Raw genomic sequence first — 26,544 nt, 5'->3', positions numbered from 1 at the left:
GCCGTCCTCACAATTTCGCGTCGAAGAGTCGTGAAGCGTCCGCAGGTGCGGTCATGCCCCGGGCGTCGTAGGTTCCCGCCTCGGCGCGGTGCCCGGCGAGCGCTTCCTGGGTCGACCTGGCTGCGGCCCGCAGGAACTGCCCGTTTGCGTCCCGGAGCTCCTTGATGCGTTCGGCCTGTTCCGTCATGACCATCAGGTGCCTCATGAGGATGTCCCCCCAGGGTCCCTCGGGAGCGGCAAGGGCAAGGTCGCGCAGTGTTGCCCCTTCTCCGGCGCCCCACTCTTCGGCCACGGCCACCACCTGAAGGTCACGGGCGAGCCCGCTGGCCCGCAGCAGGGCAACGGCCCCCTCGACTTCCCGGGTGGCGTGCTGAATCCACCGCGACTTACCAGCGGTGAGGAGAAGCTGTTCCTCCTCCAGCTTGAACGTCAAGAGCTCAAGCAGTTCGCGTTCGTGCCAGAGCTGGGCTGATAGCTCCTGGATACCCATAGTGCCTAAGACTCTCCTAGATCGGCTAAGCGGTCGCTTCCTGCTGCCGCACCTTACGTAGGAACTATCGGTTGATCCGGAAGGGATGTAAGCAGTCCGGACCGCACGCGTGGGCGCCGGCAAAAGTTTTTAAGAAAGTTCTCCAATCAGCTAACGAACCTCGGGCAGGTGCCGACTGTGAAGTGCAGAGGGCCCAAGGATGGGCCCCGGCAAGATCACATTTCACGGAGGAAAACATCATGGGTATGCAGATCAATACCAATACGGCCGCGAACAACGCGTTCCGCGCCCTGTCCAACACGCAGAACGACCTGAGCAAGTCCCTGGAGAAGCTTTCCAGCGGCCTGCGCATCAACCGTGCTGCCGACGACGCTGCCGGCCTGTCCATCTCCGAAGGCCTGCGCTCGCAGGTCTCGGGCCTCGGAGTTGCCCAGCGCAACGCCCAGGACGGCATCTCCGTCATCCAGACCGCTGAAGGCGCACTGACCGAGGTCCACTCGATCCTGCACCGTATGCGCGACCTGGCTGTCCAGGGCGGCAACGACTCGAACAACGCGTCGTCGCGCACCGCGATCAAGACCGAAGCCGACGCCCTCGGCGAGGAACTTGCCCGCATCACCTCGTCCACCAACTTCAACGGCATCAAGCTCCTCGACGGTACCGCCGGAACTGCCGGTGTCATCAGCCTGCAGGTCGGTGCCGACGGCGCTGCCGACAACACCATCTCGGTGAACCTCGGCGACGCCAACGCCAGCATCAACGGCGCCGGCCCGGTCTTCTCCAGCGTCGCCGGGGCAACCGGATTCGACGTCGCCACCTCGGCCGGCGCGACGACCACGGTCGCCGCACTGGACGTTGCAATCGCCGCCGTCTCGGCACAGCGTTCGGAACTGGGTGCTTCCCAGAACCGCCTTGAGTCCGCGGGCAAGTCCCTCGCGGTCTCCAAGGAGAACCTGGCCGCCGCCGAATCCCGCATCCGCGACACCGACATGGCGGAGGAGATGGTCAAGTTCACTAAGGCCAACATCCTCTCCCAGGCCGGCGTTTCGATGCTCGCCCAGGCGAACCAGTCAACCCAGAGCGTCCTGAAGCTCCTCGGCTAAACCGACTGCTTCATAACGGAACCGCCGGTGGCAGCCGGGCGCACAGCGCCCGTGCCGCCACCGGCGGCTTCCGTTTCCCGCCGCCATCACCACCCGACGCTTTGAGGAGCCACCTGTGGGAATTTCACTGGACGGACTTGCCAGCAACCTTGATACGACAGCGCTCATCAAGGCCATGATGGACATCGAACGCATCCCGCAGAACATCCTCTACAACAAATCTGTGCGCGCCCAGGCCACCGTCGACGCCCTGAAGGTCCTGAACACCAAGGTCGCTGACCTCTCCTCCCTCTCGGCCGCCGCAGCCAAACCGGGTGCCCTTGCCCTCTTCAGCGCGACGTCGTCCTCGACCGCGGCAACGGCCACCGCCGGCACCGGCGCCGCCGCAGGCTCGGTTGACTTCACGATCGACCGGCTCGCCACCAAGCAGAGCACGGTCTCGGCCCCGCTCACCCAGTGGCCCGACACCTCCCTGACCATCACCGGAGCCAACGGCACAGCCGTCACCGTCACCGCCGCCTCGACGAGCCTCGACGACGTCGTCAAGGCCGTCAACGCCTCAACGGCCAACGTCAGCGCCGTCAAGGTCTCCACCGGGGACGGCACCTACCGGCTCCAGCTCACGTCGAAGACCACCGGCGCGGGCGGAGCCTTCACCCTCTCCGGGACCGCAGGAACCTTCACCCAGATCCAATCCGCCCAGGACGCCCAGATCACCCTGTGGAAGGGAACCAGCGCCGAGCAGCCGGTCACCTCGGGCACCAACACCTTCGCAAACCTGCAGACCGGGCTCTCGGTGACCGTCACGGGGGTCTCGGCCACCCCCGTGACCATCAGCGTGGCCCAGGACGCCGACGGGATAGCGGCCAAGGCCGAGGCCCTGGTCAAGGGCCTTAACGATGTGCTCGCGTACATCACCAGCAAGCAGAAGACCTCGACCACGGCCGACGCGAACGGCAAACCGGTGACGACCCTTGGGGTGTTCACCACCGACAGCGCCGTCCGGAGCATCGGGCAGAGCCTGCTCACCGCAGCGTCTGCCCCCATCGGCGGCATCTCTCCGTCGGAGTACGGAATCAGCATCACGAAGACCGGAACGATGGAGTTCGATCCGGTGAAGTTCAAGGCGGCCCTGGCCAAGGATCCAGCCGCCGTCGAAGCCGCCGTGCGGACCATCGGGTCTCGGCTCGAAGCGGCAGGCAAGACCGCCTCGGATAAGTACGGGGGAATGATTGCGGCCAAGATCACCAGCGGCGAGGGCCAGGTGCGCGGCCTTAACGACCAGGTCGCGGCCTGGGATGTACGGCTTGCCTCCCGCGAGGCCCGGCTCAAGAGCACTTATGTTGCCCTTGAGGTGGCCATGCAGTCGATGAACAGCCAGTCGAGCTGGCTCAACGCCCAGCTCGCCTCACTGCCGACCCAGGGAAGTGACGGAAAGAAATGATGATTAACACCTCGACCGACCAGCGCCGGAAGTACCTGCGGGAATCGGTCCTCTCCGCAACACCCGCGCGGCTGCTCACCATGCTCTATGACCGGCTCCTGCTTGACCTCGCCCGGGCCGAACAGGCGCAGGCGGCGGAGGACTGGCAGGGCGCCTCGGCGCAGTTGATCCACGCGCAGGAAATCATCGCCGAGCTTGCCTCGTCACTGAAGAAGGACGCATGGGACGGAGCTGAGAACCTGTTCGGGCTCTACACCTACGTCTCGAACGCGCTCATGTCGGCGAACATCTACCGTGACATCAATGCCACCCGTGAATGCATTTCCCTGCTCGAGCCGCTGCGCGAGGCTTGGCACGAGGCCCTTGCATCCCTTCCCGCCCAGGGCGCCGCGGGCCGTGCGGCCGGGAGCCTCGGTGTCGCCTGAGCCGACCGTTTCGGGGCGTGCCGCGTGGATGATGGCGCTGGCCGCCCTTGAGGACGCAGTGATCGAGGTCGAGCGTGCGCTCGACGACCCGGGCGCCCCGGAACCGGAACTGCGGCACTGGCATCCACCCGCCGGCCTCGGTCCGCTGCCGGCGGATCTGGCCGGGCACGCCGCTGAACTCCACCGGGCCCAGCTCCGGGCCGCCGCGCGGCTGGTCGCGGCGCGGGCCGAGACCGCCCGCCACATCGAAGCGCTCGAGGCCGTCCCGCCGGGCGAACCTCGGCCGGGCCTCCTCGACGTCACGCTCTAGCGCCCACCATCATCCGCATCCGCAACCCGCCGGGAGCGGTCCGGCTCGGAAACGGTCCAGTTCGGGAATGGTGGAGGCAGACCCGCACGATGGCGCCGGGCAACTGATCAGGAGGGCCTGCCTCCCCCGATCCGGTAGGACTCCTCGATGAGTTCCTCCAGCTCCCCGACGTCAACGCGGTCGAGGCGGACCAAGACCAGTTCGGGCGAACGCCGGTGATGCGGCGTGATGTAGTACGTGTCCGGATCGGCCGCAAGCAGCGCATCGCGTTCCTGCGTCTTCACCGTCAGCACGCCGTCGGCCCACTTCCGGGCGATCAGGGTGCGCGCGAACCAGGCCGGCTGGTTCCAGCTCGACCGTTCAGTGACTCCCGGCAGGGAAAGGCACTTGCGCCGCACGTCGTCCTCGTTTGCCACATTTCCAAGGGTGTCAGGGACCGGCGGCGCCGTCCAGCGTCAGGGTTCCGGGCGCCGCTGCGTGGTGCCCGGACGGAAACCGGATTTTTTCGTGAAGTTTCCTTACCAATCCGCAGCGGACGCCGATAGGTATTGGTGAGCGGTCTTCGCTCCCCCATCCGGGCCGTGATGAGGCCAGCACCCAACGCATCAAGGCAGGCTGCCGTGTTCGAATCCGTTACCTCCCTAGGGCTTGCCAGTGCCCTCGATTCCCTCGCACTACGCCAGAAGGCGATCGCGAGCAACATCGCCAACGTGAACACGCCCGGCTACACCTCCAAGCGCGTGCTCTTCGAGGATGCGCTGGCGCGCTCCGTGCAGGCAGGCGACGGGGTTGCCGCACCCGTTGTGGAACGGTCTCTGGAGCCCACCAGGCTCAACGGAAACAACGTGAACCTCGACACCGAAACCCTCTCCAATATCGACACCGTGCTGCGCTACCAGTTCGCGGCCCGCGCAGTCGAAGGCACCTTCAACGGTGTCCGGACAGCACTGAGGACACACTGATGACATTCGACGCGATCGGTATTGCCGGCAGCTCGCTGACCGTTCACCGGAAGTGGCTTGACGCCGTCTCCGACAACCTCGCCAACATCAACACGGCAACCAGCACCGACGGCGCCGCCTTCCAGGCGCGGTACGTCGTTGCCCAGGAGGGTTCCGGCGTCGGCGGGGTCTTCGTTCGGGGCGCCGAATGGGGCGACGCCGAAGGGCGCATGGTCCACGAACCGAACCACCCCCTGGCCGACAAAGAAGGCTATGTCAGGTACCCCGACATCGACATGTCCGAGCAGATGTCGATGCTGATCATGGCGCAGCGCGGCTACGAGGCGAACGCCGCCGTCGTTGACCGGGCCAAGACAACCTACGAAGCCGCATTGCAGATTGGAAAGTCCTAATGCCCGTCGCACCCCTCAGCCCCGTCCAGGGCACCCTCGCCACCTCCTACCTCCCGGCATCGGCCGGGGTCCGGGAGACCGACGGTTCCTCGTTCGCGACGGTCCTTACCGCCGCCGTTGACAACGTCCAGGCCCTCTCCGGCGCCTCCGACGCGCTTTCCCTCAAGGCGGCCACCGGCAACCTCGACGACATCCACGACGCGACGATCGCCTCGACGCGGGCCGCTGTCTCCCTCGAGGTGGTTGCCACGGTGCGCAACAAGGGCATTGACGCGTTCAACGAGATCATGAGGATGCAGGCCTGATGGCCACACGGATTCCGGTCAGGCTCTCGCGGCTCACCGGCGCCGTCGGCGCCTTCAGCCCCGCGCAGAAGACCCTCGCGCTCATCGGGGTCGCCGTCCTCGTGCTCGGTTCGGTGCTGCTCACCTCATGGCTGTCCAAGCCCGCCTACACTCCCCTGTTCTCCGGCCTCCAGCCCGAAGATGCGAGCACCATCGTCGAGCAGCTGCGCACCGACGGCGTTCCCTACGAACTGACCGGCGGCGGGTCGACGATCCTCGTCCCCGAAGCGAACGTCTACGACCAGCGGCTCAAGGCGGCCTCCGCGGGGCTTCCCTCCGAGTCCTCCGGCGGCTACACGCTCCTTGACGAGATGGGCGTGACCTCCTCGGAATTCCAGCAGTCGGTGACCTATAAGCGCGCCCTCGAGGGGGAGCTGGCCAAGACCATCCAGTCGATGGACGGGGTCAAGACGGCCTCGGTGCAGCTGGCGATCCCCGAAGCGACGGTGTTCAGCAAGGAGAAGGCCGACCCCACCGCGTCGGTCTTCGTTGAGACCAAGAACGCCGCCGAACTCGGCGACGACCAGGTGCAGGCAATCGTCCACCTCACCTCGGCCTCCCTTGAGGGAATGAAGGCCGAGAACGTCGCGGTCATCGACTCGAAGGGCACCGTCCTTTCGGCCGTCGGAGTCGGCGCCACCGGATCCGCCGACAAGCAGGCCTCGAAATACGAACAGCGCGTCGCCGGCGCCGTGCAGAAAATGCTCGACCGGGTTGTGGGGCCGGGCAACGCCACGGTCGCCGTTGCCGCGGACATGAACTACGAATCCGGCGAACGCCTCGAGGAGACCTTCACCAGCCCCGAGGACGCCCCTGCCCTGAACGAGGCGACAACCACCGAGACTTACACCGGTTCGGGCGGAGGCGCGGCCGGAGTGCTGGGCCCCGACAATATCGCCGTGCCCGACGGCGGCAACGGTGACGGAACCTTCGACTCCGAGTCGACGACCCGCAACAACGCGCTCAACAAGGTCACCGAGACGACGGCGATTCCGGCCGGCGCCCTTACCCGCCAGACGGTGTCGGTTGCCCTTGACGCCGAAGCGGCCCGCGGCCTCGACCTGCCCGCCCTGACGGGGCTCGTGAACACGGCTGCGGGCATCAACGCCGACCGCGGGGATGCGGTGGCGGTTGAGGTCCTTCCCTTCAACAACGCCGGTGCGGAGGAAGCCGCTGCGGCGATCACCGCGGCGCAGGAGGCAGCGGCGGAGGAACGCAGGGCCGAACTGCTGCGCACCGGTGCGATCGTCACGGGCGCCGTGCTGGTGGTCCTCGCCCTGGCCGTGATCTTCGCCGTGCGCAACCGCCGCCAGAGCCGCGAACTGATCGACCTCGGCGAGACCGAACTGCCGGCACCGTACGAGCTCGACCTCCCGCCGGTCACCCCAATCGATCCCTCGCCGTCGACGTCGGCGATCAACCTTGAGCTTCCCTCCGCCCCGGCCCCGGCACCGGCGGCGCTGGCGGCCGAACTCGCCCGCACCGAGATCGAGTCCCTCGCGGGCCGGGATCCCAAGAAGACCGCCGACCACCTGCGTGACCTCATGGATGAAAAGGTGCCGGTGTGAGCGACACCGAGACCGCGCTGACGGGGGTGCAGAAGGCGGCGGTAATCCTGATGCAGATGTCGCAGGAGCGCGCCGTGCAGGTGATGCAGCACTTCACCGAATCCGAGGCCGAGGACGTCGCCTCGGAGATTGTGAAGCTGCGCTCGGTGCACCCCGACACCGCCGAGCGGATCCTGCTGGACTTCCACGAAGCGACGGTGCAGGGCAAACGCCCGGCGCGCGGCGGACGCGATCTCGCCGCAGGACTGCTCCAGGCCTCTTTCGGGCACGAAAAGGCCGCGGGACTCATGACGCGCATGGCTTCGACGATGGCCGGGAAGTCCTTCGAGTTCCTCGCCAACGCCGAGGCCGGGCAGCTGCTGGGAATCCTCGACGGCGAACTGCCCCAGACCATCGCGCTCGTCCTTGCCCACCTGCGCCCGGAGATCGCATCGGCGGTCATGGCGGGACTGAACGAGACCCAGCGCGCCGACGTCGCCCAGTGCCTGGCCACCATGGGCGCGGCCTCGCCGGAGGCCCTCACCATCGTGGCCGACGTCCTCAAGCTCCGCGCCGGCGCGATCATCGCCCCGCGGCGGACCTTCGAGGCGGTCGGCGGCATCCAGCCCCTCGTTGACATCATCAACCGCTCCGACATCGCAATCGAGAAGTCCCTGCTCCAGGAGCTCGAGGAACGCGACCCCGAACTGGCCGAAGAGGTGCGTTCGAGGATGCTCACGTTCGCTGACATCGTGAAGCTGGAGCGGCGTGACATCCAGGCCATCCTGCGCGGGGTCGACCCGGCCCTCCTGGCCCTGGCCATGCGCGGCGCGCCCGCCGCGGTGATCGACACCATCCAGAAGAACGTCTCCGAGCGCAACAAGGAGATGCTGCAGGCGGAGATGAGCGGCACCGGCCCGGTACGCAGTTCCCAGGTCGAGGAGGCCCGCGCCGACATCGTGCGCGCCATCCGCGCCCTCGAGGCGGAAGGTTCGATCACCGTGCGCCGCGGAGAGGATGACGACCTTGTCTATTGACCGGGCGCTGTCCCCCAATGAGGCGTTCGCGCCGTTCCTCTACCCGTCGTTCCCCGATCCGGAACGCGAACGGCTTGAGGAGGAAAGCCGCGTGCGCGGGCACGCCGCCGGCTACGCGGCGGGGCTGCGGGACGCCGCCCGGCAGGCAGCCGCCGAGCAGGCGGCGCGGGCCGAGCAGCATTCCGCCGAAGCCCGTGCGGCGGCTGCCCGGACCGACCACGCCGTGAAGATCGTCAACACGGCGGCCGTCGCCCTCACCCGCTGCGCCGTGCCCGTTCTCGAGTCGGTCGAGGATGCCCTCGCCGCCGCCGCGCTCGAACTGGCCGAGGCGGTGCTCGGATACGAGCTGGCCGACACCGCGAATTCGGCGCGCTCGGTTGTGGCCCGCGCCCTTGACGGCGCACTGCCGCACGCCGTGCACACTGTGCGCCTCAACCCCGATGACCTTGCCGTGCTCAGCGGCTCCGACGCGGCCCGCGCCGACGTGCGCTTCGTCGCCGATGCAGCCCTCGCTCCGGGCGACGCGGTTGCCGAATACGCCCACGGCTTCCTCGACGCCCGCATCTCCACAGCACTCGCACGGGTCCGTTCCGCGCTCCTCGGATCAGCACCATGAGCACCACCTGGCGTCCCCGCAGCGACCGGTTCACGGCCGCCCGCCGGGCCGGAGCCCCCCAGCAGGTCGGAACCGTCTCCGCCGTCGTCGGCCTGGGCCTTGAGGTGTCGGGCCTTTCCTCCGCGGTCGGCGACCTCGTGACGGTCGGGGAGAAATCGCGGAAGGTGCTCACTGAGGTCGTCGCGGCCGAAGGACCGCGCCTGCGCTGCATGCCGCTGGGCCCCTCGAGCGGCCTCGCCGTCGGCCTGCCCGCGCGGGCGTTCGAGAGTTCGATGCTGGTCCCCACCGGTTCCGGGCTCTTTGGCAGGGTGCTCGACGGGCTGGGACGCCCCCTCGACGGCAAGGGCCCCCTCGACGCCGACGGATACGTCACCCTCGACAGGGAATCTCCGAACGCGATGGACCGGGCGCGCATCAGCGAAACCCTCACCACCGGAGTGCGTGCCGTCGACACGCTTGCCACGCTCGGACGGGGCCAGCGCATGGGACTCTTCGCGGGATCTGGCGTGGGCAAGTCCTCCTTGCTCTCAATGATCGCCCGCGGCACGGACGCCGAAGTCTCGGTGATCGCCCTCGTCGGCGAGCGCGGACGCGAAGTGCGCGAATTCCTCGAGGACGACCTCGGCCCGGAGGGGCTGGCGCGTTCCGTCGTCGTGATCGCCACCTCCGACGAACCGGCCCTGATGCGCCTGCGCGCCGCCTTCACCGCGACGCGCATCGCCGAATCCTTCCGCGACCGGGGGGCCGACGTCGTGCTCATGATGGACTCGCTGACCCGCGTGGCAATGGCCCAGCGTGAGATCGGGCTTTCCGTCGGGGAGCCTCCCGCCACCCGCGGGTACCCGCCCTCGACATTCTCGCTCCTGTCCCGCCTGCTCGAACGCGCAGGCACCGACGCCGCCGGTTCTGTGACCGGCCTGTACACGGTCCTGGTTGACGGCGACGACCACAACGAGCCGATCGCCGACGCCGCCCGCTCCATCCTCGACGGGCACATCGTGCTCGACCGCCGGCTCGCCGTGGCCGGGCACTTCCCCTCGATCGATGTGCTGGGGTCGATCTCCCGCGTCGCCTCAAAGGTGAATCCGCCCGAGTACACCGAGCTCGCACAGAGCCTGCGCAGCGTGCTCGCGGCCCGCCGGCAGGCCCAGGACCTCATCGACGTCGGCGCGTACAAGAGCGGCGGAAATTCCCTCGTCGATGCGGCGCTCGCCAACGAGGGTGCGATCAACGGCTTCCTCCGCCAGAGCATGCAGGACCAGACGACGGCCGCCGATTCGTGGAACCGCCTTGCCTCCCTTTCCCAATCCCTCGGAAGGACATCATGACCGCCCATTTCCGGCTCGCCGGGCTGCTGCGCCTGCGCCGCCTTGAACAGGACCGGGCCGCCGGCGACCTTGCCGCGGCGAACAACCGCGTGGCCGACGTCGCGGACCGCCAGCGCGGGCTGCGCTCGGCCCTCGACGAGACAGCGTGCGAAGCCATCGATCCGACAACCCTTGCGGCGATCGCGGCCTCGCGTGCCGCTTCGCACAGCATGCTCGCCGACCTGGCGCGGCTCGACGCCCACCGCCGCGAGGAGGCGGCCCGGGCGCAGGAGGTCTTCTCCGCGGCGCGCGCGGCCTCGATCGGCCTGGAGAAGCTCGAAGACAAGCACGCGGTGCGCCAGTCACTGGAGGAGATCCGCAGCGAACAGCTGGTCCTCGACGAGCTCACCTCGGGCACCCTTCGCCGCGCCGCGGACGGGGCATCCCGATGAGCATGGCCGCCACTCTTGACCGGATCCAGCAGATCCAGGGAACCCTTTCCGTGCTGAGCCCGGCCGCGCCGCTTTCGGCCGCACCGTCGCGGGGTGCCGCACCCGCACCGGTGGCGGGAGCTCCTGCCACCGTCCAGTCGGCCCAGAACGCTTCGGCTTTCGCCCAGGCCCTCACCGCGGCCGGCGTTCCTGCGGACGCGGCGCAAAGTGCGGCGGCCGCGCTTGGCTCGGTGCCCGCGCCGAGCGGGGTGCAGGGCGTTCCGGCCGCTTCCCCGGACCCGGGGGGCTCGGGGGTTGAGGCGGCGGCCCGGAAATACGTTGGGCTCCCGTACATCTGGGGAGGCAACGACCCCTCCGCCGGGCTCGACTGTTCAAGCTTCGTCCAGCATGTCTACCGCGACCTCGGCTACGAGCTGCCGCGCACCACCTGGGACCAGGTGAACTCCGGCACCCCTGTCGGCTCCCTCGCCGAGGCGCGGCCCGGTGACCTGCTGTTCACGTTCAACACCGGCCACGTGTCCATTTACCTGGGCAACGGCAAGGTAGTCGACGCACCGCAGCCCGGATCGACGATCCAGATCCGCGACGCATGGGAGAACGACTCGAACATTGATGCCATCCGGCGGATCCTTCCCGCCGGATCCGCCGCTGCCGGGCCGGGGACTGCCCTGATCGGAGCGGGAAGATGACCGTTGCGCTGACTTCCGCCGGCCGCCCCCCGGTGCAGGCCGCCCGCGGCGGATCCGGTATTTCAACGGCGCCCGGCTCGTTTGGTGCGGCCCTCCACGAGGCAGTGTCGGCCCGCTCCGCGCCCCGGCACACTGAGAAAGCCGAAGCAGGCGCCCGGGCCGCCGACGCCGGACCTGCGGCAGGGGCGGAAGCGGCATTTCCCGTGACGTCCGCGCCCGCGGCCGTCCCCCCAGGGGCTCCGGGGCCCTTCGGCGGGCAGCCCGCGGTGCCCGTCCCGCCCACCGAACCGCCGTCCTCCGGTGCGCCGGCCGCGCCGGAGGACGGTTCCCAACCCCGCGGGCCGCAGTCCGCGCTTCCGTCCGCCGCCGAAGCCCCGGCCTCCGCTGTGCCCGCAGCCGCGGCCGGTGAAGCACCGCACGCGGCGACCGGCGCCTCCCCTGCCACGGGGATGCCCGCCGGTGCGGCGTCGGGACATGGGGCACCAGGCAGCGGGACACCGGGCATGGGAGCACAGGGCGCGGAAACAGCGAACTCCGAATCTTCAACCACAGGAACACAGGAATCGGGAGCACCGGGCGCCCGGGGCGCCGAAACACAGGCAGCAGGCGTTCCGGCCGCTGGTCCACCTGCCGCTGGAACACCCGCCGCGGGAGCCCACCCGGCAGCCGGAACGGCACCCGGAACCCACTCGACCGGAATCCATGCGTCCGGAATCTACGCGTCCGGAATCTACGCGGCCGGCCCGGAGGTGCCCGGCAGCGCGGGTTCGACGGAAGTGCAGCCCGTCCTCCCCGGTCCGGTGACGGCGGCGACCGGCGCCCGGCCGGCGTTCCAGCCCGGCATCCACCCGTTGGCCCACCCGGGCGCTTCGGCACCGCCCGTTCCGGACGGCGGAAACGCTGCACCCCAGAGCCAGCCCGGGCCGGCACCCCTTGAATCGGCGGGGACCGCGTCGCCCGGCGGGCCCGTCCTGTCCGCCGCCTCACCGCTCCCGCCGGCCATTCACCAGCCCGGCACCCCGGTGAGCCCTGCCGCAGGTGCCTCAGCGGCGGCCCCGGCGGAGGTCCCCCTGCCCGCGCAGCTCGCCAAGCCAGTCTTCACCCTGGCGCAGGCCGGTGCAGGTGAGCACGTGATGGTGCTGAAGGTCACTCCGGAGGAACTGGGACCGGTGACCGTGCGGGCCTGGATCGGCGCCGACAGCAGCGTGCGCGTTGAACTGTTCGCCGCCAGCGACGCCGGCAAGGAGGCGCTGCGGGCGGTCATGGGCGAGCTCAAACGCGATCTTGCCGGCTCCGGGCTCAACGCGAGCCTTGAACTCGGCTCCCGGGACGCCCCCGGCGACCCGGCCTCGGAGGGCTTCCGGCGCAACCCGGGCGGCCCCGCCCCCGACCGGCGCCCGGGCGCCGATCCGGCCCCGCCGGAAGAACCCGACGACCGCGGCCGCCTCCGGCCCGACAGCCTGTCCAATCACCTGCCCTCACTCGACGTGATGGCTTGACGGAAGGAAGACCCGTGCCAGTGTCAGGAATTGCCCCGCCCTCGGGTACCAGCAGCGTCTATGCGGGCCAGCCGGCCCGCGCCCCGAAGCAGGAGATGGACAGCGAAGTCTTCATGTCGCTGCTTGTGGCCCAGTTGCAGCACCAGGACCCCGGGTCCCCGATGGATACGAACGCCATGATCGGCCAGACCACCCAGCTGGCCATGATGGAAAAACTCACCCAGCTCTCCGTGCAGGGGGAGGAATCGTTCGGACTGCAGATGCGCGCCGCCGCGGCGGCCCTCCTCGGCAAGCAGGTCAGCTACACCAAGGCTGACGGCACCGTCGTCACCGGGACCGCATCGAGCGTCTCGTTCCAGGACGCCGTGCCCCAGGTGAAGGTCGGAGACACCCTTATCTCCCTCGACAAGCTTTCCGGCATCGGCTCCTAGTTTCCCGCCTCTCCAACCACTCCCCGTTCGAAAGGACGCATCATGCTCCGCTCCCTCTTTTCCGGCATTTCCGGCATGCGCTCGCACCAGACGATGCTCGATGTCACAGGCAACAACATTGCGAACGTGAACACCAACGGCTTCAAGTCCTCCTCCGTCCAGTTCCAGGACACCCTCTCGCAGCTGCAGCAGGCCGCGGGCGGCGGACAGGGCGGCCGCGGAGGAACGAACCCCGCCCAGGTCGGCCTCGGCACCCAGGTTGCGGGCATCTCAACGAACTTCGCCCAGGGTTCCTCCCAGGCCACAGGCAAGGCAACGGACCTGATGATCTCCGGTGACGGATTCTTCATCCTCAATTCCGGCGGACAGCAGGTGTACAGCCGGGCAGGTTCGTTCGACTTCGACTTCGACGCCCAGCGCCGCCTGGTCTCCCCTGACGGCTCCTTCCTCCAGGGGTGGCCGGCCGTGAACGGGCAGATCCAGAAGGGCGGGGCCATCGGGAACCTCACCCTCGACCAGGCGGCCTCCCCCGCCGCCGCCACCAACAGCGCAACCGTGAACGGCAACCTGCCCGCCGAGACGGCCGTCGGTGCGGCGCTGGTGCGCGACATCAAGGTCTTCGACGGCGCCGGAAACGCCCGGACCCTCTCAATGACCTTCACCCGCACCGCCGGGGGCTGGGACGTGACCGGCACCGACGGGGCCGGGACCGGCTCAACGAGCCTGACCTTCGCGAACGGCGTGCTCACCGGCGGCGGGGCAATGAACATCGGCGGCATCGGCGTCGACCTCTCGGCGGTCACCGGGTACGCCGGCCTGAACACCGTCAAGGTCGCCTCCCAGGACGGCCGTGCTGCGGGGACGCTCGAATCCTTCGCGCTCGGCAAGGACGGAACGATCACGGGCTCCTTCAGCAACGGCACCAAGGTTGCGATCGGCCAGATCGCCCTGGCGACATTCACCAACCCCGGAGGGCTGGAGAAGGCCGGCGGGTCCACCTACAGGGCGACGGCGAACTCCGGCGTCGCCGCACTGGGCACCGCAGGCTCGGCCGGTTACGGCGCCATCGCCAGCGGCTACCTGGAAATGTCGAACGTTGACCTTTCCCAGGAATTCACGAACCTCATCGTCGCCCAGCGCGGCTTCCAGTCAAACGCCCGCGTCATCACCACCTCCGACGAAGTGCTCCAGGAACTCACGAACCTCAAGCGCTAGCGGACAGCAGCCCAAGTGCCTAACGGAACCCGCGGGGCTGCCGACTGTTATAGACGAGTGGCCCGTCAACAACAGTCGGCAGCCCCGCCAGTGGAAGAGAACAAATGATTGTCTTGACGCGGCTGAACGGCAAGGACCAGTTCGGCATCAATCCCGACCTCATCGAACGGATCCATGCCAGCCCCGACACCACCCTGGTCCTGGTGTGCGGGACACGGCACATCGTTGCCGAAACCCTTGATGAGGTCATCGAGACGATCATCGAGTTCCGCGCGAGGGTGCTGCGCACAGCCCGCGACCTTCCCGCCGCCGAAGTTGCCGCCCCGCTCTCCCACCTCAGCGTTGTCCCCCCGAACGATGTAGTGCCGGCCGACCCCGGTCACCGCTCCAGAAAGTAACCCCATGGATCCTGCAACACTGATCGGCCTCCTGCTCGCGTTCGGCTCGCTCTACGCCATGATCGCCATGGAAGGGGCCCACGTCAGCTCCCTGCTGCTGCCGGCCCCGATGATCCTCGTCCTTGGGGCGACAATCGCGATCGGCATCGCCAGTTCGACGGTCAAGGACGTCATCCAGGCGGTGAAGTCCCTGCCCAAGGCGTTCCGCGGGAAAACCGGCTCGCCGCAGGACAGCGTGGACCAGATCATCCGCTTCGCGGAGAAGGCCCGCGCCGACGGACTGCTCGCCCTCGAAGCCGAAGCCGCCGAGACCGATGATCCGTTCATGAAGAACGGGCTGCAGAACATCGCCGACGGCACCGACGGGGAGGACCTGCGGATCCTCCTCGAAGACGAGATCGGCACCCGCAGGAAGGCCAACCACGCCGTCTCGAAGTTCTTCAACAGCCTCGGCGGATACGCCCCGACGGTCGGGATCGTGGGCACCGTCGTCTCGCTCACCCACGTCCTCGAGAACCTTTCCAACCCCGACGAGCTCGGGCACATGATCGCTGCCGCCTTCGTCGCCACCCTGTGGGGGCTGCTTTCGGCGAACTTCATCTGGCTGCCGATCGGCGCGCGCCTCGCCCGGCTCTCCGAGCTCGAACTCGAGCAGATGAACCTCCAGATGGAAGGCCTGCTCGCCGTCCAGGAGGGCGCACAGCCAATCCTCCTCGGCGAGCGGTTGACGGCAATGATCCCGCCCCACAAGCGCGGCGGAGGGAAGCCGAAGGACCCGGTAAGCGACCTCGAGGCGGCGGCGTGAGCCGCAGGGGTCCGCGCCGGGGCTACCGCGCCTCGCAGCTTGAAGAGTTCCACGCCGACGAACGCTGGGCCGTTTCGTACGCCGACATGGTCACCGTCCTGATGTGCCTGTTCATCGTCCTGTTCGCTATGTCCTCGGTTGACGTGCAGAAGTTCGAGAAGCTCAAGAACTCCCTCGCCACAGGCTTCGGCGTCGAGAACGTCGGCAGCATCGACACGGCCGAGGGCGTTGTCGTTCCCCCGGAGCTGGTCGATGAGAAGGGCGAGAACACCACCGACCTGGAGCTCGCCGTGAAGGAGGTCGACGACCTCCGGGCAATCCAGGAGCGCATCCGCACCTCCCTGCGCCAACAGGGGCTCGAAAACACCGTCCGGTTCAGCCTCGACGAGCGCGGCCTGACGATGCGCATGGTCAGCTCGGAAACCTTCTTCAACCCCGACCGCGCGGAGCTCACCTCCGCGGCGCAGCTGGTGCTCGACACAACGGCGCCGGAGCTGCGTGCCACAACCCGCGAGGTGACCGTCGAGGGCCACACCGCCAAACTCCCCGATGACCGCTACGTGCTGGACTGGGAGCTTTCGACGGCGCGCGCCGTCAACGTGGTCCGCCACCTGATCGACACCGGAGGCGTCGACAAGAAGCGGATGCAGGCGAGCGGGTACGGGGAGTCGCGCCCGCTCAACACGGGCACGAGCGAAGCCGAACTGAAACTCAACCGCAGGGTCGACATCATCATCCTCTCCGACCAGCCCGAAAGCGTGAGGGAACTCATTCCCGAAGTCGCCAAGACGCGCGCTCCCTGACCCGGCGCGCCCTCCCCCGGGCGCCGGGCGGAGCAGATTGTTTGGGCGTTGAGCTAACCTCGCGCCCGCTCCGGCCGATAGTGGAATACGTGACCCCCCGCACCCCAGGAGATTCTCCCCTGCCCGAGCCCGGGCGGACCGTTGAGATCTACGACTTCCGCCGCCCCACCACGCTGGCCCGCGAGCACAGCCGCGCGCTCGAAGTCGCCTTTGAAACCTTCGCCCGGCAGTGGGGAACCCAGCTCACGGCCAAGGTGCGCGTCAAGGCGCAGGTCGCCACCCACCAGGTGCAGATGCAGACCTATGACGAGTACGCGGCGTCCCTGCCCTCAACGACGGCGATGGCGCTGTGCCGGCTCGAGGAAAACGACTCCCAGGCCGTCATCCAGTTCCCGACGTCGTCGGCCCTTGCCTGGATCTCGCGGATGCTCGGCGGCAACGGGAACCAGCCCGTTCCCGACCGGAAATTCACGCAGATCGAGCAGGCACTGGTCAAGCGCATCCTCGAAGACGCCCTCGAGGACCTCCGCTACTCCCTCGGGCCGCTGCTGCCCACCCCGGTCAGTTTCAACTCCATCCAGTACAACGCACAGTTCGCGCAGGCCGCGGCACCCTCGGACCTCATGGTTGTTGTTTCGTTCACCATCCGGGTGGGAGACAACTCGGCCGAAGGAACGCTGGCCCTGCCGGCCGAGCTGATCCTGCCACAGCTCGGCGCCACCAATCCGACAACCTCACCGGAGAGCGCGCCCGAACTGCTGCGCAGGCAGGTCTCACGGGTTCCCGTTGACGTGTCGGTGGGGCTCATGCCCGTCCGGGTGCGGCCCGAGGAGATCCTGAAGCTTGCGGTGGGAGACCTCCTGCCCCTGAACCATCCCGAACAGCGGCCGCTTGAAGTACGCGTGGCCGGCCAGCGCATCGCACGGGCCGGCCTCGGCCGCAACGGCCCGCGCCTTGCCGCCCAGATCATCGAAACCGAGGAGAACCCCGCATGACCACTTCCATCCTCCCGCTCAAGGAACGCGCCGCCGATGCACTGGTCGGGCGGCTCCCCTCGGCGTCGCTGATCACCCCCCGAATCCTTTCGGACCGGACCGCGCTTCTCGGCAGGACGGCCAATGCGGTGACCGCCACCTATGTGGGCAGCAGGGCCGCCGACCTCGCCGTCGTGCTCCAGGGCACCGGCTCGCTGGCGGAAGCCGCCGGCACCGACTCGCCGCTGATCTCCTTCAAGGATGTCCTGCGCCCGGCGCTTGAGGGCGCCGCCGCCGTCCTCGGTGAGGGAGTGCTTGGCGAGGCGAGGGTCGAAGAGGCATCAGCGCTCTTTGAGGACCCCGACACGACGGTCTTCGAGCTGATTTCCGACGACGCCCCGGCCGGCTGGTTCGCCGTGCGGGTGCGGGAGTACGGCACGGTAAACACGACGCCGGTCGCCGGGGAGTCCGTTGCCGGGAAGCTCGGGCGCATCAACAACGTGGAGATGGCGCTCACCGTGGAGATCGGACGCACCCGGATGTCGGTGCGCGACGTGCTGAACCTCGAACCGGGCGGCGTCATCGAACTCGACCGGTCCGCCGGGGCCCCGGCGGACGTGCTGCTCAACGGCCGCCTCATCGCCCACGGGGAGGTCGTGGTCGTTGACCAGGACTTCGCCGTGCGCATCACGAAAATCCTCGACGTGGCAGAGGGCCTCAACTAACCATGGACTCCTTCATCCTCGTTCTGAGGGTGTCGCTCTCCCTCGGTGCCGTTCTTGCGGTGCTGTGGCTGGCGCACAGGTACGCTCGCCGTTCACGCGGGACGGGAACCCAGGACAAGCTCCTGACCGTCGTTGCGCGTCAGGGCGTGGGGCAGAAGGCTTCAGTCGTCATCGTCGATTCCGACGGCAAGCGTTTCCTGCTCGGTGTCACCGACCAGTCGGTGACCATGCTCCACGCCACCGAGGCACCGGCCCCTGCGCCGTCGCAGAGCGCCGAGGCCTTCTCACGGGCCCTGTCATCGGCAGGCAAGCACCGTTCCGCCCCCGCCCCGGTGGCCGGTTTTCCCCTCTCGCCGGCCGCGCTGAAGCAGGCGCTCAACCCCGGGACGGGCGGGCGCAGGACGTGAGGAGGCCCAAGGCGTACGCCGGGGCGCTCCGCCGGACGGCGGTCCTGCTGAGGGTCATCGCTGCTGCGATTTTCACGGCCGCCGCACTCGCGCTCGTTGCACCGGCGGCAGGACATGCGGTCCAGCTGCCCCCGCCCGCACCCGCACCCGTGCAGCCGGCACCCGTCCAGCCCGCACCCGTCCAGCCCGCACCCGTCCAGCCCGCACCCGTCCAGCCGGTCGAACCCGCGCCCCCCGTGGCTCCCGAGGAGCCCGAGGTTCCGGGTGCCGACGAACCGCTGGTCGAGATCAACGGCCCCAACGGCAGCCCGTCCTCCGCCGTTGTGACCCTGATCGGCATAACGCTCCTTACTGTGGCACCCTCGCTGCTGCTGATGATGAGCTCCTTCACGAAGATCTTCGTTGTCCTCGTCATGACCCGGAACGCGCTCTCCCTCCCCTCGATCCCCCCGAACCAGGTCATCGCCGGGCTGTCCCTCTTCCTGTCCTTCTTCATCATGGCGCCCGTCCTGGGTGAGATAAACAACGACGCCGTCCAGCCTTACCTCGACGGCGGCTCGACCTTCGAGGAGGCGTATACGGCGGCGGCCGGCCCCATCCAGCAGTGGATGCTGCAGTTCACACGCGAGGAGGACATCGCGCTGATGACCCGGGCCGCCGGCATGGAGAACCCCGAAACGCCAGCCAGCGTGCCCCTGACCACCCTCATCCCGGCCTTCATGATTTCGGAACTGCGGGCGGCGTTCATCATCGGCTTCGTCGTCTTCATTCCGTTCCTCGTCATCGACCTCGTCGTTTCGTCAGCGCTGATGTCGATGGGCATGATGATGCTGCCGCCGGTGATCATCTCCCTGCCCTTCAAGATCCTGCTGTTCATCCTCGTGGACGGCTGGGGCCTGATCATCACCGCGCTCGTCCGAAGTTACGGGTAGCCGGTGGATACCAACGCACTCCTTGACATCGGTCTGCAGAGCCTGTGGATCGCGGCGAAGCTGGCGGCCCCGATGCTGATCACCGCGCTGGCCGTCGGCTTCGGCATCTCCCTGCTGCAGTCGATAACCCAGATCCAGGAAGTCACGCTTTCCTTCGTGCCCAAGGCCGCGGCGGTCGCGATCGTGCTGCTGATCTCCGGCCACTGGATGATCCAGGAAATGGTCGCCTTCACCCACGCCCTGTTCGAGAAAATCCCCTCCCTGATCGGGGGCGGGTGATGGACCTGAACCTGAACCTGGGCTGGCTTGAACCGGTGATGCTCGCCGGGGTGCGGATTGTGTCTTTCCTGGTCATCGCCCCGCCGTTCTCCTACAAGGCATTCCCCGCGCGCATCAAGGCGATGCTCGCTCTGGGGCTGGCCGTGGCCGTCTCCCCCGCCGTCACCGCTGACTACGTTCCGCTCGCCACCCCGGCGTTCTTCGGCGCCCTGGTGATCGAGGTGGGCGCCGGTGCCCTGATGGGCTTCCTCGTCTACCTTGTCTTCGCCGCGATCCAGTCGGCGGGCAGCCTCATCGACCTGATGAGCGGTTTCCAGATGGCCCAGGCCTTCGACCCGCAGTCGCTGATCAACGGCGCCCAGTTCACGCGCCTTTTCCAGATGATCGCCGTGGCGCTCATGTTCTCCTCCGACGCCTACCAGCTGATCCTTGGCGGACTCGTGGGCAGCTTCACCGCGATCCCCCTCGGCGGCGGCATTTTCCTTCCCGACCCGACCTCGACGCTCGTTGCAGCCCTGACCGGGATGTTCGTTTCGGCCGTGCAGATCGCCGGACCCCTCGCGGTTGTCCTCTTCCTCGCCGACGTTGGCCTCGGGCTGCTGAACCGGGTGGCGCCGGCGCTTAACGTCTTCGCCCTTGGCTTCCCCCTGAAGATCCTGCTCACCCTTTCCCTCGGATCGGTGGTCCTGCTGGCTTTGCCGCGGGTTGTCTCATCGCTGACCCAGGAAGCCCTCACCGCCCTGATGGGACTCGGATAATGGCCGACGACCAGTCCCAGGAGCGCACAGAGCAGGCCACCGAGAAGCGCATGAAGGAAGTCCGGGCCAAGGGACAGCTTTCGAAGTCCTCGGACATGACCGCCTGGCTGGGCATCGGGGCAGCTGCCCTGATGCTGCCCTCCACGCTAGATGCAGCGACCGACGCGGCCGCCGACCAGCTGTTCCTTGTCCGAAGCATCGCCGCCGTGCCCGACCCCGGCGTCGCCCTCGATGCGCTCGGACAGGGGCTGGGCTCGATCGGTGCGACGCTTCTGCCCCTGCTCCTGACGGTGGTCGCCGCGGTCCTGCTCGGTGCCGCCGCGCAGGGCGGGATCCAGTTCAAGAAGTTCAAGGGCAAGTTCGAGCAGTTCAACGTTGTCACAGGCATCCGCAACACCTTCGGGATGCAGGCGCTGTGGAACGGCGTGAAGGCCGTGCTGAAGACCGCCGTCCTCGGCGCTGTTCTCTATTCCGTGATCCAGGGCCTGCTTCCGCTGCTGATGAGTGCCGGTGGGATGAGCATCACTGCGCTGCTTGAGGCGGCGGGCGGCGGTGTCGGTTCGCTCATCCAGTTCGCGGTGGCCGCAGGCATCGCCCTGGCCGTGGCCGACGTCTTCGTTGTAAGCAGGCGGAACCGCAAGAAAACCCGGATGACCCGCAAAGAGGTCAAGGACGAGAACAAGAGCACCGACGGCGACCCGCTCATCCGCTCCCAGCGCCGTGCGCGACAGATGGCCATGAGCCGCAACCGCATGATTTCCGCCGTCGCCAGCGCGGACGTGCTCCTTGTGAACCCCACCCACGTGGCCGTCGCGCTCAGCTACGAGCCGGGCGTCTCGGCACCGCGGGTCGTCGCCAAGGGCGCCGGACCCGTCGCCGCGAAGATCCGCGAGAAGGCCGAGGCCGAGGGGGTGCCGATGGTCAGGGACGTTCCGCTGGCCCGTGCCCTTCACGCGGCCTGCGACCTGGGTTCGGAAATCCCGCCGGAATTCTATGCCGCGGTGGCCGGGGTTCTCGCGTTCGTGCTGCGGCTCCAGCAGCGCGGCAAGCCCTCGGGCGTCCACACGGCCGCCTCGCCGTCGGGATCCTTCCTTGACTGACACCAGCGCCACCCCGGCCCGTTCCGGGCCTGCGGCGCCGCTTCCAGAACCAATCTTCCCGCCGTGGTGCGGGGCCCGTGAGCGAAGGACAACTCCGTGAACCTGCTGTTCTCAAGACTGGCCGTGCCGATCGGCGTCGTCGGCATCATCATGCTGCTGATTGTGCCCGTGCCCGCCGGGCTGCTCGATTTCCTCATCGCCGCAAATATCCTGCTTGCCCTTGTAGTCCTGCTCACCTCAATGTTCGTGCAGAAGCCGCTCGACTTCTCGGTGTTCCCCTCACTGCTGCTCGTTGCCACCCTGTTCCGGCTCGGCCTCAACGTCGCTTCAACACGGCTCATCCTCGGGGAGGCCCACGCGGGGAAGATCATCGAGGCGTTCGGGCAGGTCACTGTCGGCGGGAACATCATCATCGGGGCGGTGATCTTCCTGATCCTCGTCGTGATCCAGTTCCTCGTTGTCACCAAGGGCGCCGAGCGTGTGGCCGAGGTCGGTGCCCGGTTCACCCTCGACGCAATGCCTGGCAAGCAGATGGCCATCGACGCCGACCTCAACGCTGGCCTGGTCACCGACGAGCAGGCCAAGGAACGCCGTGCAGAAGTATCGGCGGAGGCCGACTTCTACGGCGCCATGGACGGGGCCTCGAAATTCGTCAAGGGCGACGCGATCGCCGGCATCATCATCCTGCTCATCAACCTCATCGGCGGGGTGTGCATCGGCATGGCCATGCACGGCATGCCCGCCCCCGAGGCGCTGCGCACCTACGCCATCCTGACCATCGGCGACGGCCTCGTCACGCAGATCCCGGCGCTGCTCATGGCGGTGGCGACCGGCATGATCGTGACCCGTTCCAACGCCGAATCGGACATGGGGACCACCGCCTCCAAGCAGCTGGCCCAGTCGCGCAACGCGCTGCTGATTGCGGGGACCGCCGCTGTCGCCCTTGCGCTCATTCCGGGGATGCCCAAGCTCCCGTTCCTGCTTGTCGGAGCGGCGCTGGTCTTCACCTCGCAGCGGATCAAGGCCGGTGAGGCCGCAGCCGCGAGCGCAGCGCTGCGGGAGGCTTCAGCGCCGGCCGAGGTGCAGCCCGAGACGCCTGAGGAACTCATCCGGCGCCTGCGTGTCCAGCCGCTTGAAATCCTGCTCGCCGCCGACCTCGTCGACACCGTCACCGGCGCCTCGGATGATCTCCTCGCGCGGGTACGGAGCCTGCGCCAGAAGATCGGGATGGACCTTGGCTTCGTCATTCCCCCGGTCAATGCCCGCGACAGCCTCGACCTCCCCCCGGGCACCTACGCCATCCGCATCGGCGGCGTCGAAGCGGGGCGGGGCGAGGCTCCGGCGGGCAAGGTGCTGGCCCTTGGGGACTTCCTCGACGCCCTGCCCGGGACCGCGACGATGGAGCCCGTGTTCGGGCTGCCCGGCAAATGGGTGCCGGCAGCGATGGCGCATAGTGCCCAGATGACCGGTGCCACCGTCATCGACCGGGTTTCGGTGCTCGTCACCCACCTCTCCTCGATCGTGACCGCCAACGCCGCCCGGCTGCTCACCCGTGAGGACGTGCGCCTGCTGACCGAAAGCGTGAAGGAGGCGAGCCCTTCGGCCGTGGAGGAGCTCGTGCCGGCGCTGCTCTCGCTCGCGGAGGTGCAGCGGGTGCTCCAGGGCCTCCTCGAGGAGCACGTGCCGATCAATGACCTTCCACGGATCTTCGAATCCCTCACCCTGCGGGCGAAGGTCTCCTCCGACCCCGAAGGGCTCGTGGAGGCCGCCCGGCGGGCGCTCGGCCCGGCCCTGGCGGTCCGGCACCTCAATGAGGGCCGGCTCAACGTCATCATGATCGAACCGGGCCTTGAGCAGTCGCTGCTTGAGGGACTGCGTCCGGCGGAGGGCGGCAGCCAGATCCTCATCGACGCCAACCGCATCGAGGCGCTGCTCGCGTCGCTCACCTCCGCCGTCGCCGCGGCGACGGCGGAGGGGCACGAACCGGTGCTCGTCTGCGCCCCGCTGATCCGCCCCGCGGTGCGGCGTCTGGTTTCCGCACGGGTCGGCGGGCTGCCGGTACTGTCCTACCAGGAAGCGCAGTCAGCCAACGTCCCCATCGACACGATAGGAGTGGTCCGTGGCGCCGAACCGGTATCACCTTAGCGGGCCAACGATCGACGCCGTGCTGCGCAGGGCGCGCATCGAATACGGCCCCGACGCGGTCATTGTCCGCGCCGAGGCCGTGACCGTCGGCGGTCTTGCGGGGTTCTTCGCCAAGCACCACTACGAGGTGACTGTGGAGGTGCCCGATGCTTCGGCTCCGTCGACCGATCCCCTGCCCATCCTCCCGTCGCGGGGCGGGATCGCGGCCCTGCTCGCCGATGCGGACCGCGCAGAGGCGGAGATCAACGCGGCGGGAACGGCAAGCGCGGTCTCCGTGTCGACCGAGACCCGGACCTTCAATTCCTTCCTTGAGGAACTGACGACGACGGTCAGGCCGCCGGCCCGCCCCGCTGCGGCCCCCGAGCCGCTGACCTCGCCCGGGGCGTGCATCGTGGTGGCCGGACCCGGGCAGGACGCCCTCGACGCGGCGCGGGCCGTGCGGTCCGCGGCCGGCACGACAGCCCTCTACACGGCAGGGGCGCTCCGGGTGGAGGGTATCCCCTTCCTCTCCAACCGGCGGCAGGGCCTCGAAGCGCGGGCGGAGGCCGTGCTGGCCCGCTCACCCCTCGTTATTGCGTTCGGGCTGGGCCGGCCGGCCGAGACGTTCGCGCACATGCCGGCACTTCAGGCGCTCAATGCCGACCAGCTGTGGGTGGCCGTCGACGCGACGCGCAAGCACGAAGTAACGGTCTCCTGGGTTGAGGCGGTAGAGGCGGCCACCGAGGTGAGCGGCGTCGCAGCCTTTTCCTTCGCCGACACGCAGACTCCGGAGAGCGTCTCGGCGCTCAGCCTTCCGGTCGTGTGGATCGACGGCGCTCCGGCCGGAGCGCCGTCACTTCCGTCGGGAACGGCCCGCGGTTTCACCGCCGGTCCCTGAAGAAAGATAGGCTTTCACTGTGCTGGTACTGACGCGGAAATTCAACGAAAAGATTCATATTGGCGACAACATCGTCATCACCATTCTTGAATCGCGCGGTGATGGCATCAAGATCGGCATCGAGGCCCCCCGCGGGATCAAGATCCAGCGCGGCGAAATCCTCCAGGCCGTGATCGAAGCCAATCTCTCGGCCAGCGGCTCGAGCGACGGCGCCGAGGACCAGCTCCGGGAGCTGCTCAAGGCAACGGACAAGGAAGCGGAGAGCGGTTCCTGACCGGTTGGGGTGTGCGGCGCTGCCTCCGCCCTTGTGTGCCGGCCCTTGTGCGTCGGCCATGGGTGTTGCCGATGGGTGTTGCCCATTGGTGTTGCCCGGCAGGTGCCGTCAGGGCCGCGTTGTCAGGCCGGTGTCGGGGCCGCGTCGTCCGGGTGGTTCCTGTCGGGGACGGAGCGCCGTCAGGCCGAGGCGGGCACCATTGCAGGCCGGTGGCGCGGCGCAGCGGCGCCCGAGGCGGTTGCCGCTGCGAGGGAGCCAAGGTAGGCGTTGCGGCGGGCGGACTTGATCCGTGACTCCGGCTCGTGCTTTCCGCCCTCGTGGTCCGGGTACACCGTGGCCATGCCGTCGCGCAGCAGCCGGATGGCTTCGGAGCGCTGCTGGGACACGGCCGAGTGCGTCGATCCGAACTCCTCGGCCAGGTCCTTCACCGGGCGGTCCTCGAAGTAGGTCTGCTCGATGATGTACCGCATCTTTTCGGGCAGGGCCTCGACGGCCGCCCGCAGGTAGCGGGTCTGTTCGGAAACCAGGAGGGATTCCTCCGGTGTGGCGATCGTTGCGGCAAGCGCCTCGGGCATCGTCTCGTCAAGGGCGGAGACGGTCCGCGCAGCGTCGGCGAGCGTTGCGCCAACCGCTTCGGGGCTCACGCCGAGGACGTCGGCGATCTCCGCGGTCGAGGGGTTGCGCTGCAGGGCCCCGGTGAGGACCTCGGTGACGGCGAGGGTGGCCTTGATCTTGCGCCGGGTGTCGCGGCTTGCCCAGTCGGAGGAGCGCATGTCGTCGGCGAATGCGCCGAGGATCCGGCGCCGCGCGAAGGTTCCAAACCGCACCCCGATCTCGGGGTCGAACGACCGCGCCGAGGAGACGAGGGCGAGCGCGCCGGCTCCGGCAAGGTCGTCGCGCGAAAGGTGGGCGGACTTTGCACAGACTTCGGAAACCAGATAGCCCACCAGGGGAAGATTCTTCAGAACGAGTTCGTTGCGCTCTTCACTGTTCAACGTGGCTGCCCCCTTCAAGCGAAATCCGATATAAGCACGGGCGGTGCGGCGTTCGTGAATGTGCCATTCGGTTTGCCGCCCTAAGGGAACGGAAAACCTCCCGTTTTCCAACACTAGGACGGGGAATCCTGCGGAAATCACCAAGTGCAAAAACAGCAGGTAATTCCTCTAGAAATCCTGCGCTGATCCTGCGCTTAACCGTGGATTGCCGGCTAACGGCGGCGGGAGTGCCGCCGGGGGGTGTCGATCAGGCCCAGCCGCGGGCGGCGAGAGTGCGGGCGCGCGCCATCGCCTCGCGGGAGGAAGCGAGCAGTTCGTATCCGGAACCGCTGGTGCGGCGCAGGTCGTAGGCCCACTGGAATTCGTCGGCGGCGGCCTGGTACCGGCCCTCCTCAAAGAACCGCCTGCCGATCTCGTAGCGGACCTGCGCCTCACGCGCCGGGGTCCGGGCCCTGCGCAGCGCCGCCTCCTGCAGCTCCGCGGCTTCCCACCAGCGGAACTGGCGCAGGCGCACGTAGGCGAGCAGCAGCAGCGTCGTGTACCGTTCTCCGCGCTCGCGCAGGATCGCCTGGACTTCGCGCTCGGCCTCATCGAAGCGGTCGAGCAGCGCAAGGATCCATACCCGCTCCACGGGAGGGGCCTCGTCGAGCCTTGACTGCATCTCCGTGCGGTCAAGGACAACGTCCCGCAGGCTCAGCGGATCAGTGCGCCATGCTTCGTCCGGCACCGGATTGTTCCTTCCTTGCTGATTCTCGATTGGTGGGGCGTGGCGGGGGCTTCGGGCTGCGGTAAATGTGCCGGGGCCCGGC

General features: G+C 68.2%; 33 protein-coding genes. 29 read left to right on the top strand and 4 right to left on the bottom strand.

What is annotated here, in order from left to right:
• Positions 1-7 precede the first annotated feature (7 nt).
• Positions 8-490, bottom strand: a complete 483-nt coding sequence (locus AC4D14_RS08415; protein WP_490901421.1) for a flagellar protein FlgN — start codon at positions 488-490, stop codon at positions 8-10.
• A 239-nt stretch (positions 491-729) separates the two neighbouring features.
• Here AC4D14_RS08415 and AC4D14_RS08410 point away from each other — a divergent pair, with 239 nt between their 5' ends.
• The 4 genes from AC4D14_RS08410 to AC4D14_RS08395 all read left to right on the top strand — a co-directional run bounded on the left by AC4D14_RS08410 (position 730) and on the right by AC4D14_RS08395 (position 3,772).
• Positions 730-1,593 (top strand): flagellin N-terminal helical domain-containing protein, encoded by an 864-nt coding sequence (locus AC4D14_RS08410; protein WP_201291322.1) that lies wholly within the window; start codon positions 730-732, stop codon positions 1,591-1,593.
• Between the two features lie 115 nt (positions 1,594-1,708).
• Positions 1,709-3,037 carry a flagellar filament capping protein FliD gene (gene fliD / locus AC4D14_RS08405; protein ID WP_490901420.1) on the top strand — a complete coding sequence of 443 codons (1,329 nt, stop codon included), beginning with the start codon at positions 1,709-1,711 and terminating at the stop codon, positions 3,035-3,037.
• Positions 3,034-3,462 (top strand): flagellar export chaperone FliS, encoded by a 429-nt coding sequence (gene fliS, locus AC4D14_RS08400; protein ID WP_490901419.1) that lies wholly within the window; start codon positions 3,034-3,036, stop codon positions 3,460-3,462. Before fliD ends, fliS begins: the two co-directional genes overlap by 4 nt.
• A complete protein-coding gene (locus tag AC4D14_RS08395) occupies positions 3,452-3,772 on the top strand; it encodes a hypothetical protein (RefSeq protein WP_490901417.1) in 321 nt (106 codons plus the stop codon). The genes fliS and AC4D14_RS08395 overlap by 11 nt, the downstream gene beginning before the upstream one ends.
• A 107-nt stretch (positions 3,773-3,879) precedes the next feature.
• On the opposite strand, the gene AC4D14_RS08390 is transcribed toward AC4D14_RS08395, so the two are convergent.
• The gene (locus tag AC4D14_RS08390) at positions 3,880-4,188 is read right to left on the bottom strand and encodes an MmcQ/YjbR family DNA-binding protein (protein ID WP_490901415.1); all 309 of its coding nucleotides are present in this window, start codon (positions 4,186-4,188) and stop codon (positions 3,880-3,882) included.
• A 204-nt stretch (positions 4,189-4,392) separates the two neighbouring features.
• Between AC4D14_RS08390 and AC4D14_RS08385 the strand changes: the two genes are divergently transcribed.
• The 25 genes from AC4D14_RS08385 to csrA all read left to right on the top strand — a co-directional run bounded on the left by AC4D14_RS08385 (position 4,393) and on the right by csrA (position 24,740).
• On the top strand, positions 4,393-4,734 hold the full coding sequence (locus AC4D14_RS08385; RefSeq protein WP_490901413.1) for a flagellar basal body rod protein FlgB: 342 nt from the start codon (positions 4,393-4,395) through the stop codon (positions 4,732-4,734).
• Positions 4,734-5,126 (top strand): flagellar basal body rod protein FlgC, encoded by a 393-nt coding sequence (locus AC4D14_RS08380; protein WP_490901412.1) that lies wholly within the window; start codon positions 4,734-4,736, stop codon positions 5,124-5,126. Before AC4D14_RS08385 ends, AC4D14_RS08380 begins: the two co-directional genes overlap by 1 nt.
• Positions 5,126-5,431 (top strand): flagellar hook-basal body complex protein FliE, encoded by a 306-nt coding sequence (fliE, locus tag AC4D14_RS08375; protein ID WP_490901410.1) that lies wholly within the window; start codon positions 5,126-5,128, stop codon positions 5,429-5,431. Before AC4D14_RS08380 ends, fliE begins: the two co-directional genes overlap by 1 nt.
• The gene (gene fliF, locus AC4D14_RS08370) at positions 5,431-7,038 is read left to right on the top strand and encodes a flagellar basal-body MS-ring/collar protein FliF (protein ID WP_490901409.1); all 1,608 of its coding nucleotides are present in this window, start codon (positions 5,431-5,433) and stop codon (positions 7,036-7,038) included. The genes fliE and fliF overlap by 1 nt, the downstream gene beginning before the upstream one ends.
• Positions 7,035-8,054: a flagellar motor switch protein FliG gene (fliG, locus tag AC4D14_RS08365; RefSeq protein WP_490901407.1), complete on the top strand. Its 1,020-nt coding sequence runs from the start codon at positions 7,035-7,037 to the stop codon at positions 8,052-8,054. The genes fliF and fliG overlap by 4 nt, the downstream gene beginning before the upstream one ends.
• Entirely contained in the window at positions 8,044-8,670 is a 627-nt protein-coding gene (locus tag AC4D14_RS08360; protein ID WP_490901405.1) for a FliH/SctL family protein, read from the top strand. The genes fliG and AC4D14_RS08360 overlap by 11 nt, the downstream gene beginning before the upstream one ends.
• Positions 8,667-9,998 (top strand): FliI/YscN family ATPase, encoded by a 1,332-nt coding sequence (locus tag AC4D14_RS08355; protein WP_490901403.1) that lies wholly within the window; start codon positions 8,667-8,669, stop codon positions 9,996-9,998. The genes AC4D14_RS08360 and AC4D14_RS08355 overlap by 4 nt, the downstream gene beginning before the upstream one ends.
• Complete coding sequence (locus AC4D14_RS08350; RefSeq protein WP_490901402.1) at positions 9,995-10,429, top strand: hypothetical protein; 435 nt, start codon at positions 9,995-9,997, stop codon at positions 10,427-10,429. The genes AC4D14_RS08355 and AC4D14_RS08350 overlap by 4 nt, the downstream gene beginning before the upstream one ends.
• Positions 10,430-10,431: 2 nt before the next feature.
• Complete coding sequence (locus tag AC4D14_RS08345; protein ID WP_490901400.1) at positions 10,432-11,118, top strand: C40 family peptidase; 687 nt, start codon at positions 10,432-10,434, stop codon at positions 11,116-11,118.
• Complete coding sequence (locus AC4D14_RS08340) at positions 11,115-12,617, top strand: flagellar hook-length control protein FliK (RefSeq protein WP_490901398.1); 1,503 nt, start codon at positions 11,115-11,117, stop codon at positions 12,615-12,617. The genes AC4D14_RS08345 and AC4D14_RS08340 overlap by 4 nt, the downstream gene beginning before the upstream one ends.
• Before the next feature lie 14 nt (positions 12,618-12,631).
• Positions 12,632-13,048: a flagellar hook assembly protein FlgD gene (locus AC4D14_RS08335; RefSeq protein ID WP_490901396.1), complete on the top strand. Its 417-nt coding sequence runs from the start codon at positions 12,632-12,634 to the stop codon at positions 13,046-13,048.
• A 42-nt stretch (positions 13,049-13,090) separates the two neighbouring features.
• On the top strand, positions 13,091-14,263 hold the full coding sequence (locus AC4D14_RS08330; protein ID WP_490901394.1) for a flagellar hook protein FlgE: 1,173 nt from the start codon (positions 13,091-13,093) through the stop codon (positions 14,261-14,263).
• Between the two features lie 104 nt (positions 14,264-14,367).
• Complete coding sequence (locus AC4D14_RS08325) at positions 14,368-14,661, top strand: flagellar FlbD family protein (RefSeq protein ID WP_490901393.1); 294 nt, start codon at positions 14,368-14,370, stop codon at positions 14,659-14,661.
• 4 nt (positions 14,662-14,665) lie between these two features.
• A complete protein-coding gene (locus AC4D14_RS08320) occupies positions 14,666-15,466 on the top strand; it encodes a motility protein A (RefSeq protein ID WP_490901391.1) in 801 nt (266 codons plus the stop codon).
• Positions 15,463-16,269, top strand: coding sequence for an OmpA/MotB family protein (locus tag AC4D14_RS08315; RefSeq protein ID WP_490901389.1), 807 nt, complete (start codon positions 15,463-15,465; stop codon positions 16,267-16,269). The genes AC4D14_RS08320 and AC4D14_RS08315 overlap by 4 nt, the downstream gene beginning before the upstream one ends.
• An 89-nt stretch (positions 16,270-16,358) precedes the next feature.
• A complete protein-coding gene (locus tag AC4D14_RS08310; RefSeq protein ID WP_490901387.1) occupies positions 16,359-17,264 on the top strand; it encodes a flagellar motor switch protein FliM in 906 nt (301 codons plus the stop codon).
• On the top strand, positions 17,261-17,968 hold the full coding sequence (fliN, locus tag AC4D14_RS08305; RefSeq protein WP_490901385.1) for a flagellar motor switch protein FliN: 708 nt from the start codon (positions 17,261-17,263) through the stop codon (positions 17,966-17,968). The genes AC4D14_RS08310 and fliN overlap by 4 nt, the downstream gene beginning before the upstream one ends.
• Positions 17,969-17,970: 2 nt before the next feature.
• On the top strand, positions 17,971-18,375 hold the full coding sequence (gene fliO / locus AC4D14_RS08300) for a flagellar biosynthetic protein FliO (protein ID WP_490901383.1): 405 nt from the start codon (positions 17,971-17,973) through the stop codon (positions 18,373-18,375).
• Complete coding sequence (gene fliP / locus AC4D14_RS08295) at positions 18,372-19,307, top strand: flagellar type III secretion system pore protein FliP (protein WP_490901381.1); 936 nt, start codon at positions 18,372-18,374, stop codon at positions 19,305-19,307. The genes fliO and fliP overlap by 4 nt, the downstream gene beginning before the upstream one ends.
• A gap of 3 nt (positions 19,308-19,310) precedes the next feature.
• Positions 19,311-19,586 carry a flagellar biosynthesis protein FliQ gene (gene fliQ / locus AC4D14_RS08290; RefSeq protein WP_490901379.1) on the top strand — a complete coding sequence of 92 codons (276 nt, stop codon included), beginning with the start codon at positions 19,311-19,313 and terminating at the stop codon, positions 19,584-19,586.
• Positions 19,586-20,344: a flagellar biosynthetic protein FliR gene (locus AC4D14_RS08285; protein ID WP_490901377.1), complete on the top strand. Its 759-nt coding sequence runs from the start codon at positions 19,586-19,588 to the stop codon at positions 20,342-20,344. Before fliQ ends, AC4D14_RS08285 begins: the two co-directional genes overlap by 1 nt.
• Positions 20,344-21,444, top strand: coding sequence for an EscU/YscU/HrcU family type III secretion system export apparatus switch protein (locus tag AC4D14_RS08280; RefSeq protein ID WP_490901375.1), 1,101 nt, complete (start codon positions 20,344-20,346; stop codon positions 21,442-21,444). The genes AC4D14_RS08285 and AC4D14_RS08280 overlap by 1 nt, the downstream gene beginning before the upstream one ends.
• Positions 21,445-21,594: 150 nt before the next feature.
• Complete coding sequence (locus tag AC4D14_RS08275; protein WP_490901532.1) at positions 21,595-23,589, top strand: flagellar biosynthesis protein FlhA; 1,995 nt, start codon at positions 21,595-21,597, stop codon at positions 23,587-23,589.
• Complete coding sequence (locus tag AC4D14_RS08270; protein WP_490901373.1) at positions 23,564-24,466, top strand: hypothetical protein; 903 nt, start codon at positions 23,564-23,566, stop codon at positions 24,464-24,466. The genes AC4D14_RS08275 and AC4D14_RS08270 overlap by 26 nt, the downstream gene beginning before the upstream one ends.
• A 19-nt stretch (positions 24,467-24,485) precedes the next feature.
• Positions 24,486-24,740, top strand: coding sequence for a carbon storage regulator CsrA (gene csrA / locus AC4D14_RS08265; protein WP_490901372.1), 255 nt, complete (start codon positions 24,486-24,488; stop codon positions 24,738-24,740).
• A gap of 179 nt (positions 24,741-24,919) precedes the next feature.
• Here csrA and AC4D14_RS08260 read toward each other — a convergent pair whose 3' ends face one another.
• Together AC4D14_RS08260 and AC4D14_RS08255 are read right to left on the bottom strand one after the other, a co-directional pair.
• Positions 24,920-25,735, bottom strand: a complete 816-nt coding sequence (locus AC4D14_RS08260; protein ID WP_490901370.1) for a sigma-70 family RNA polymerase sigma factor — start codon at positions 25,733-25,735, stop codon at positions 24,920-24,922.
• 247 nt (positions 25,736-25,982) lie between these two features.
• Positions 25,983-26,462 carry a hypothetical protein gene (locus AC4D14_RS08255; protein ID WP_490901369.1) on the bottom strand — a complete coding sequence of 160 codons (480 nt, stop codon included), beginning with the start codon at positions 26,460-26,462 and terminating at the stop codon, positions 25,983-25,985.
• Positions 26,463-26,544 lie beyond the last annotated feature (82 nt).

Source organism: Arthrobacter sp. TJ-254, assembly GCF_058269175.1.
Note: the sequence above shows the minus strand (reverse complement) of the source record. Positions and strands in the feature narration are given on the sequence as shown.

Coding starts and splice junctions, on each gene's coding strand:
- AC4D14_RS08275 (WP_490901532.1), top strand. CDS start 21,595: ATGCTGCTGATTGTGCCCGTGCCCGCCGGGCTGCTCGATTTCCTCATC.
- AC4D14_RS08410 (WP_201291322.1), top strand. CDS start 730: ATGGGTATGCAGATCAATACCAATACGGCCGCGAACAACGCGTTCCGC.
- AC4D14_RS08355 (WP_490901403.1), top strand. CDS start 8,667: ATGAGCACCACCTGGCGTCCCCGCAGCGACCGGTTCACGGCCGCCCGC.
- AC4D14_RS08350 (WP_490901402.1), top strand. CDS start 9,995: ATGACCGCCCATTTCCGGCTCGCCGGGCTGCTGCGCCTGCGCCGCCTT.
- fliS (WP_490901419.1), top strand. CDS start 3,034: ATGATGATTAACACCTCGACCGACCAGCGCCGGAAGTACCTGCGGGAA.
- AC4D14_RS08345 (WP_490901400.1), top strand. CDS start 10,432: ATGGCCGCCACTCTTGACCGGATCCAGCAGATCCAGGGAACCCTTTCC.
- fliF (WP_490901409.1), top strand. CDS start 5,431: ATGGCCACACGGATTCCGGTCAGGCTCTCGCGGCTCACCGGCGCCGTC.
- fliO (WP_490901383.1), top strand. CDS start 17,971: ATGGACTCCTTCATCCTCGTTCTGAGGGTGTCGCTCTCCCTCGGTGCC.
- AC4D14_RS08280 (WP_490901375.1), top strand. CDS start 20,344: ATGGCCGACGACCAGTCCCAGGAGCGCACAGAGCAGGCCACCGAGAAG.
- fliE (WP_490901410.1), top strand. CDS start 5,126: ATGCCCGTCGCACCCCTCAGCCCCGTCCAGGGCACCCTCGCCACCTCC.
- AC4D14_RS08330 (WP_490901394.1), top strand. CDS start 13,091: ATGCTCCGCTCCCTCTTTTCCGGCATTTCCGGCATGCGCTCGCACCAG.
- AC4D14_RS08325 (WP_490901393.1), top strand. CDS start 14,368: ATGATTGTCTTGACGCGGCTGAACGGCAAGGACCAGTTCGGCATCAAT.
- AC4D14_RS08415 (WP_490901421.1), bottom strand. CDS start 490: ATGGGTATCCAGGAGCTATCAGCCCAGCTCTGGCACGAACGCGAACTG.
- AC4D14_RS08380 (WP_490901412.1), top strand. CDS start 4,734: ATGACATTCGACGCGATCGGTATTGCCGGCAGCTCGCTGACCGTTCAC.
- AC4D14_RS08285 (WP_490901377.1), top strand. CDS start 19,586: ATGGACCTGAACCTGAACCTGGGCTGGCTTGAACCGGTGATGCTCGCC.
- fliN (WP_490901385.1), top strand. CDS start 17,261: ATGACCACTTCCATCCTCCCGCTCAAGGAACGCGCCGCCGATGCACTG.
- AC4D14_RS08320 (WP_490901391.1), top strand. CDS start 14,666: ATGGATCCTGCAACACTGATCGGCCTCCTGCTCGCGTTCGGCTCGCTC.
- AC4D14_RS08340 (WP_490901398.1), top strand. CDS start 11,115: ATGACCGTTGCGCTGACTTCCGCCGGCCGCCCCCCGGTGCAGGCCGCC.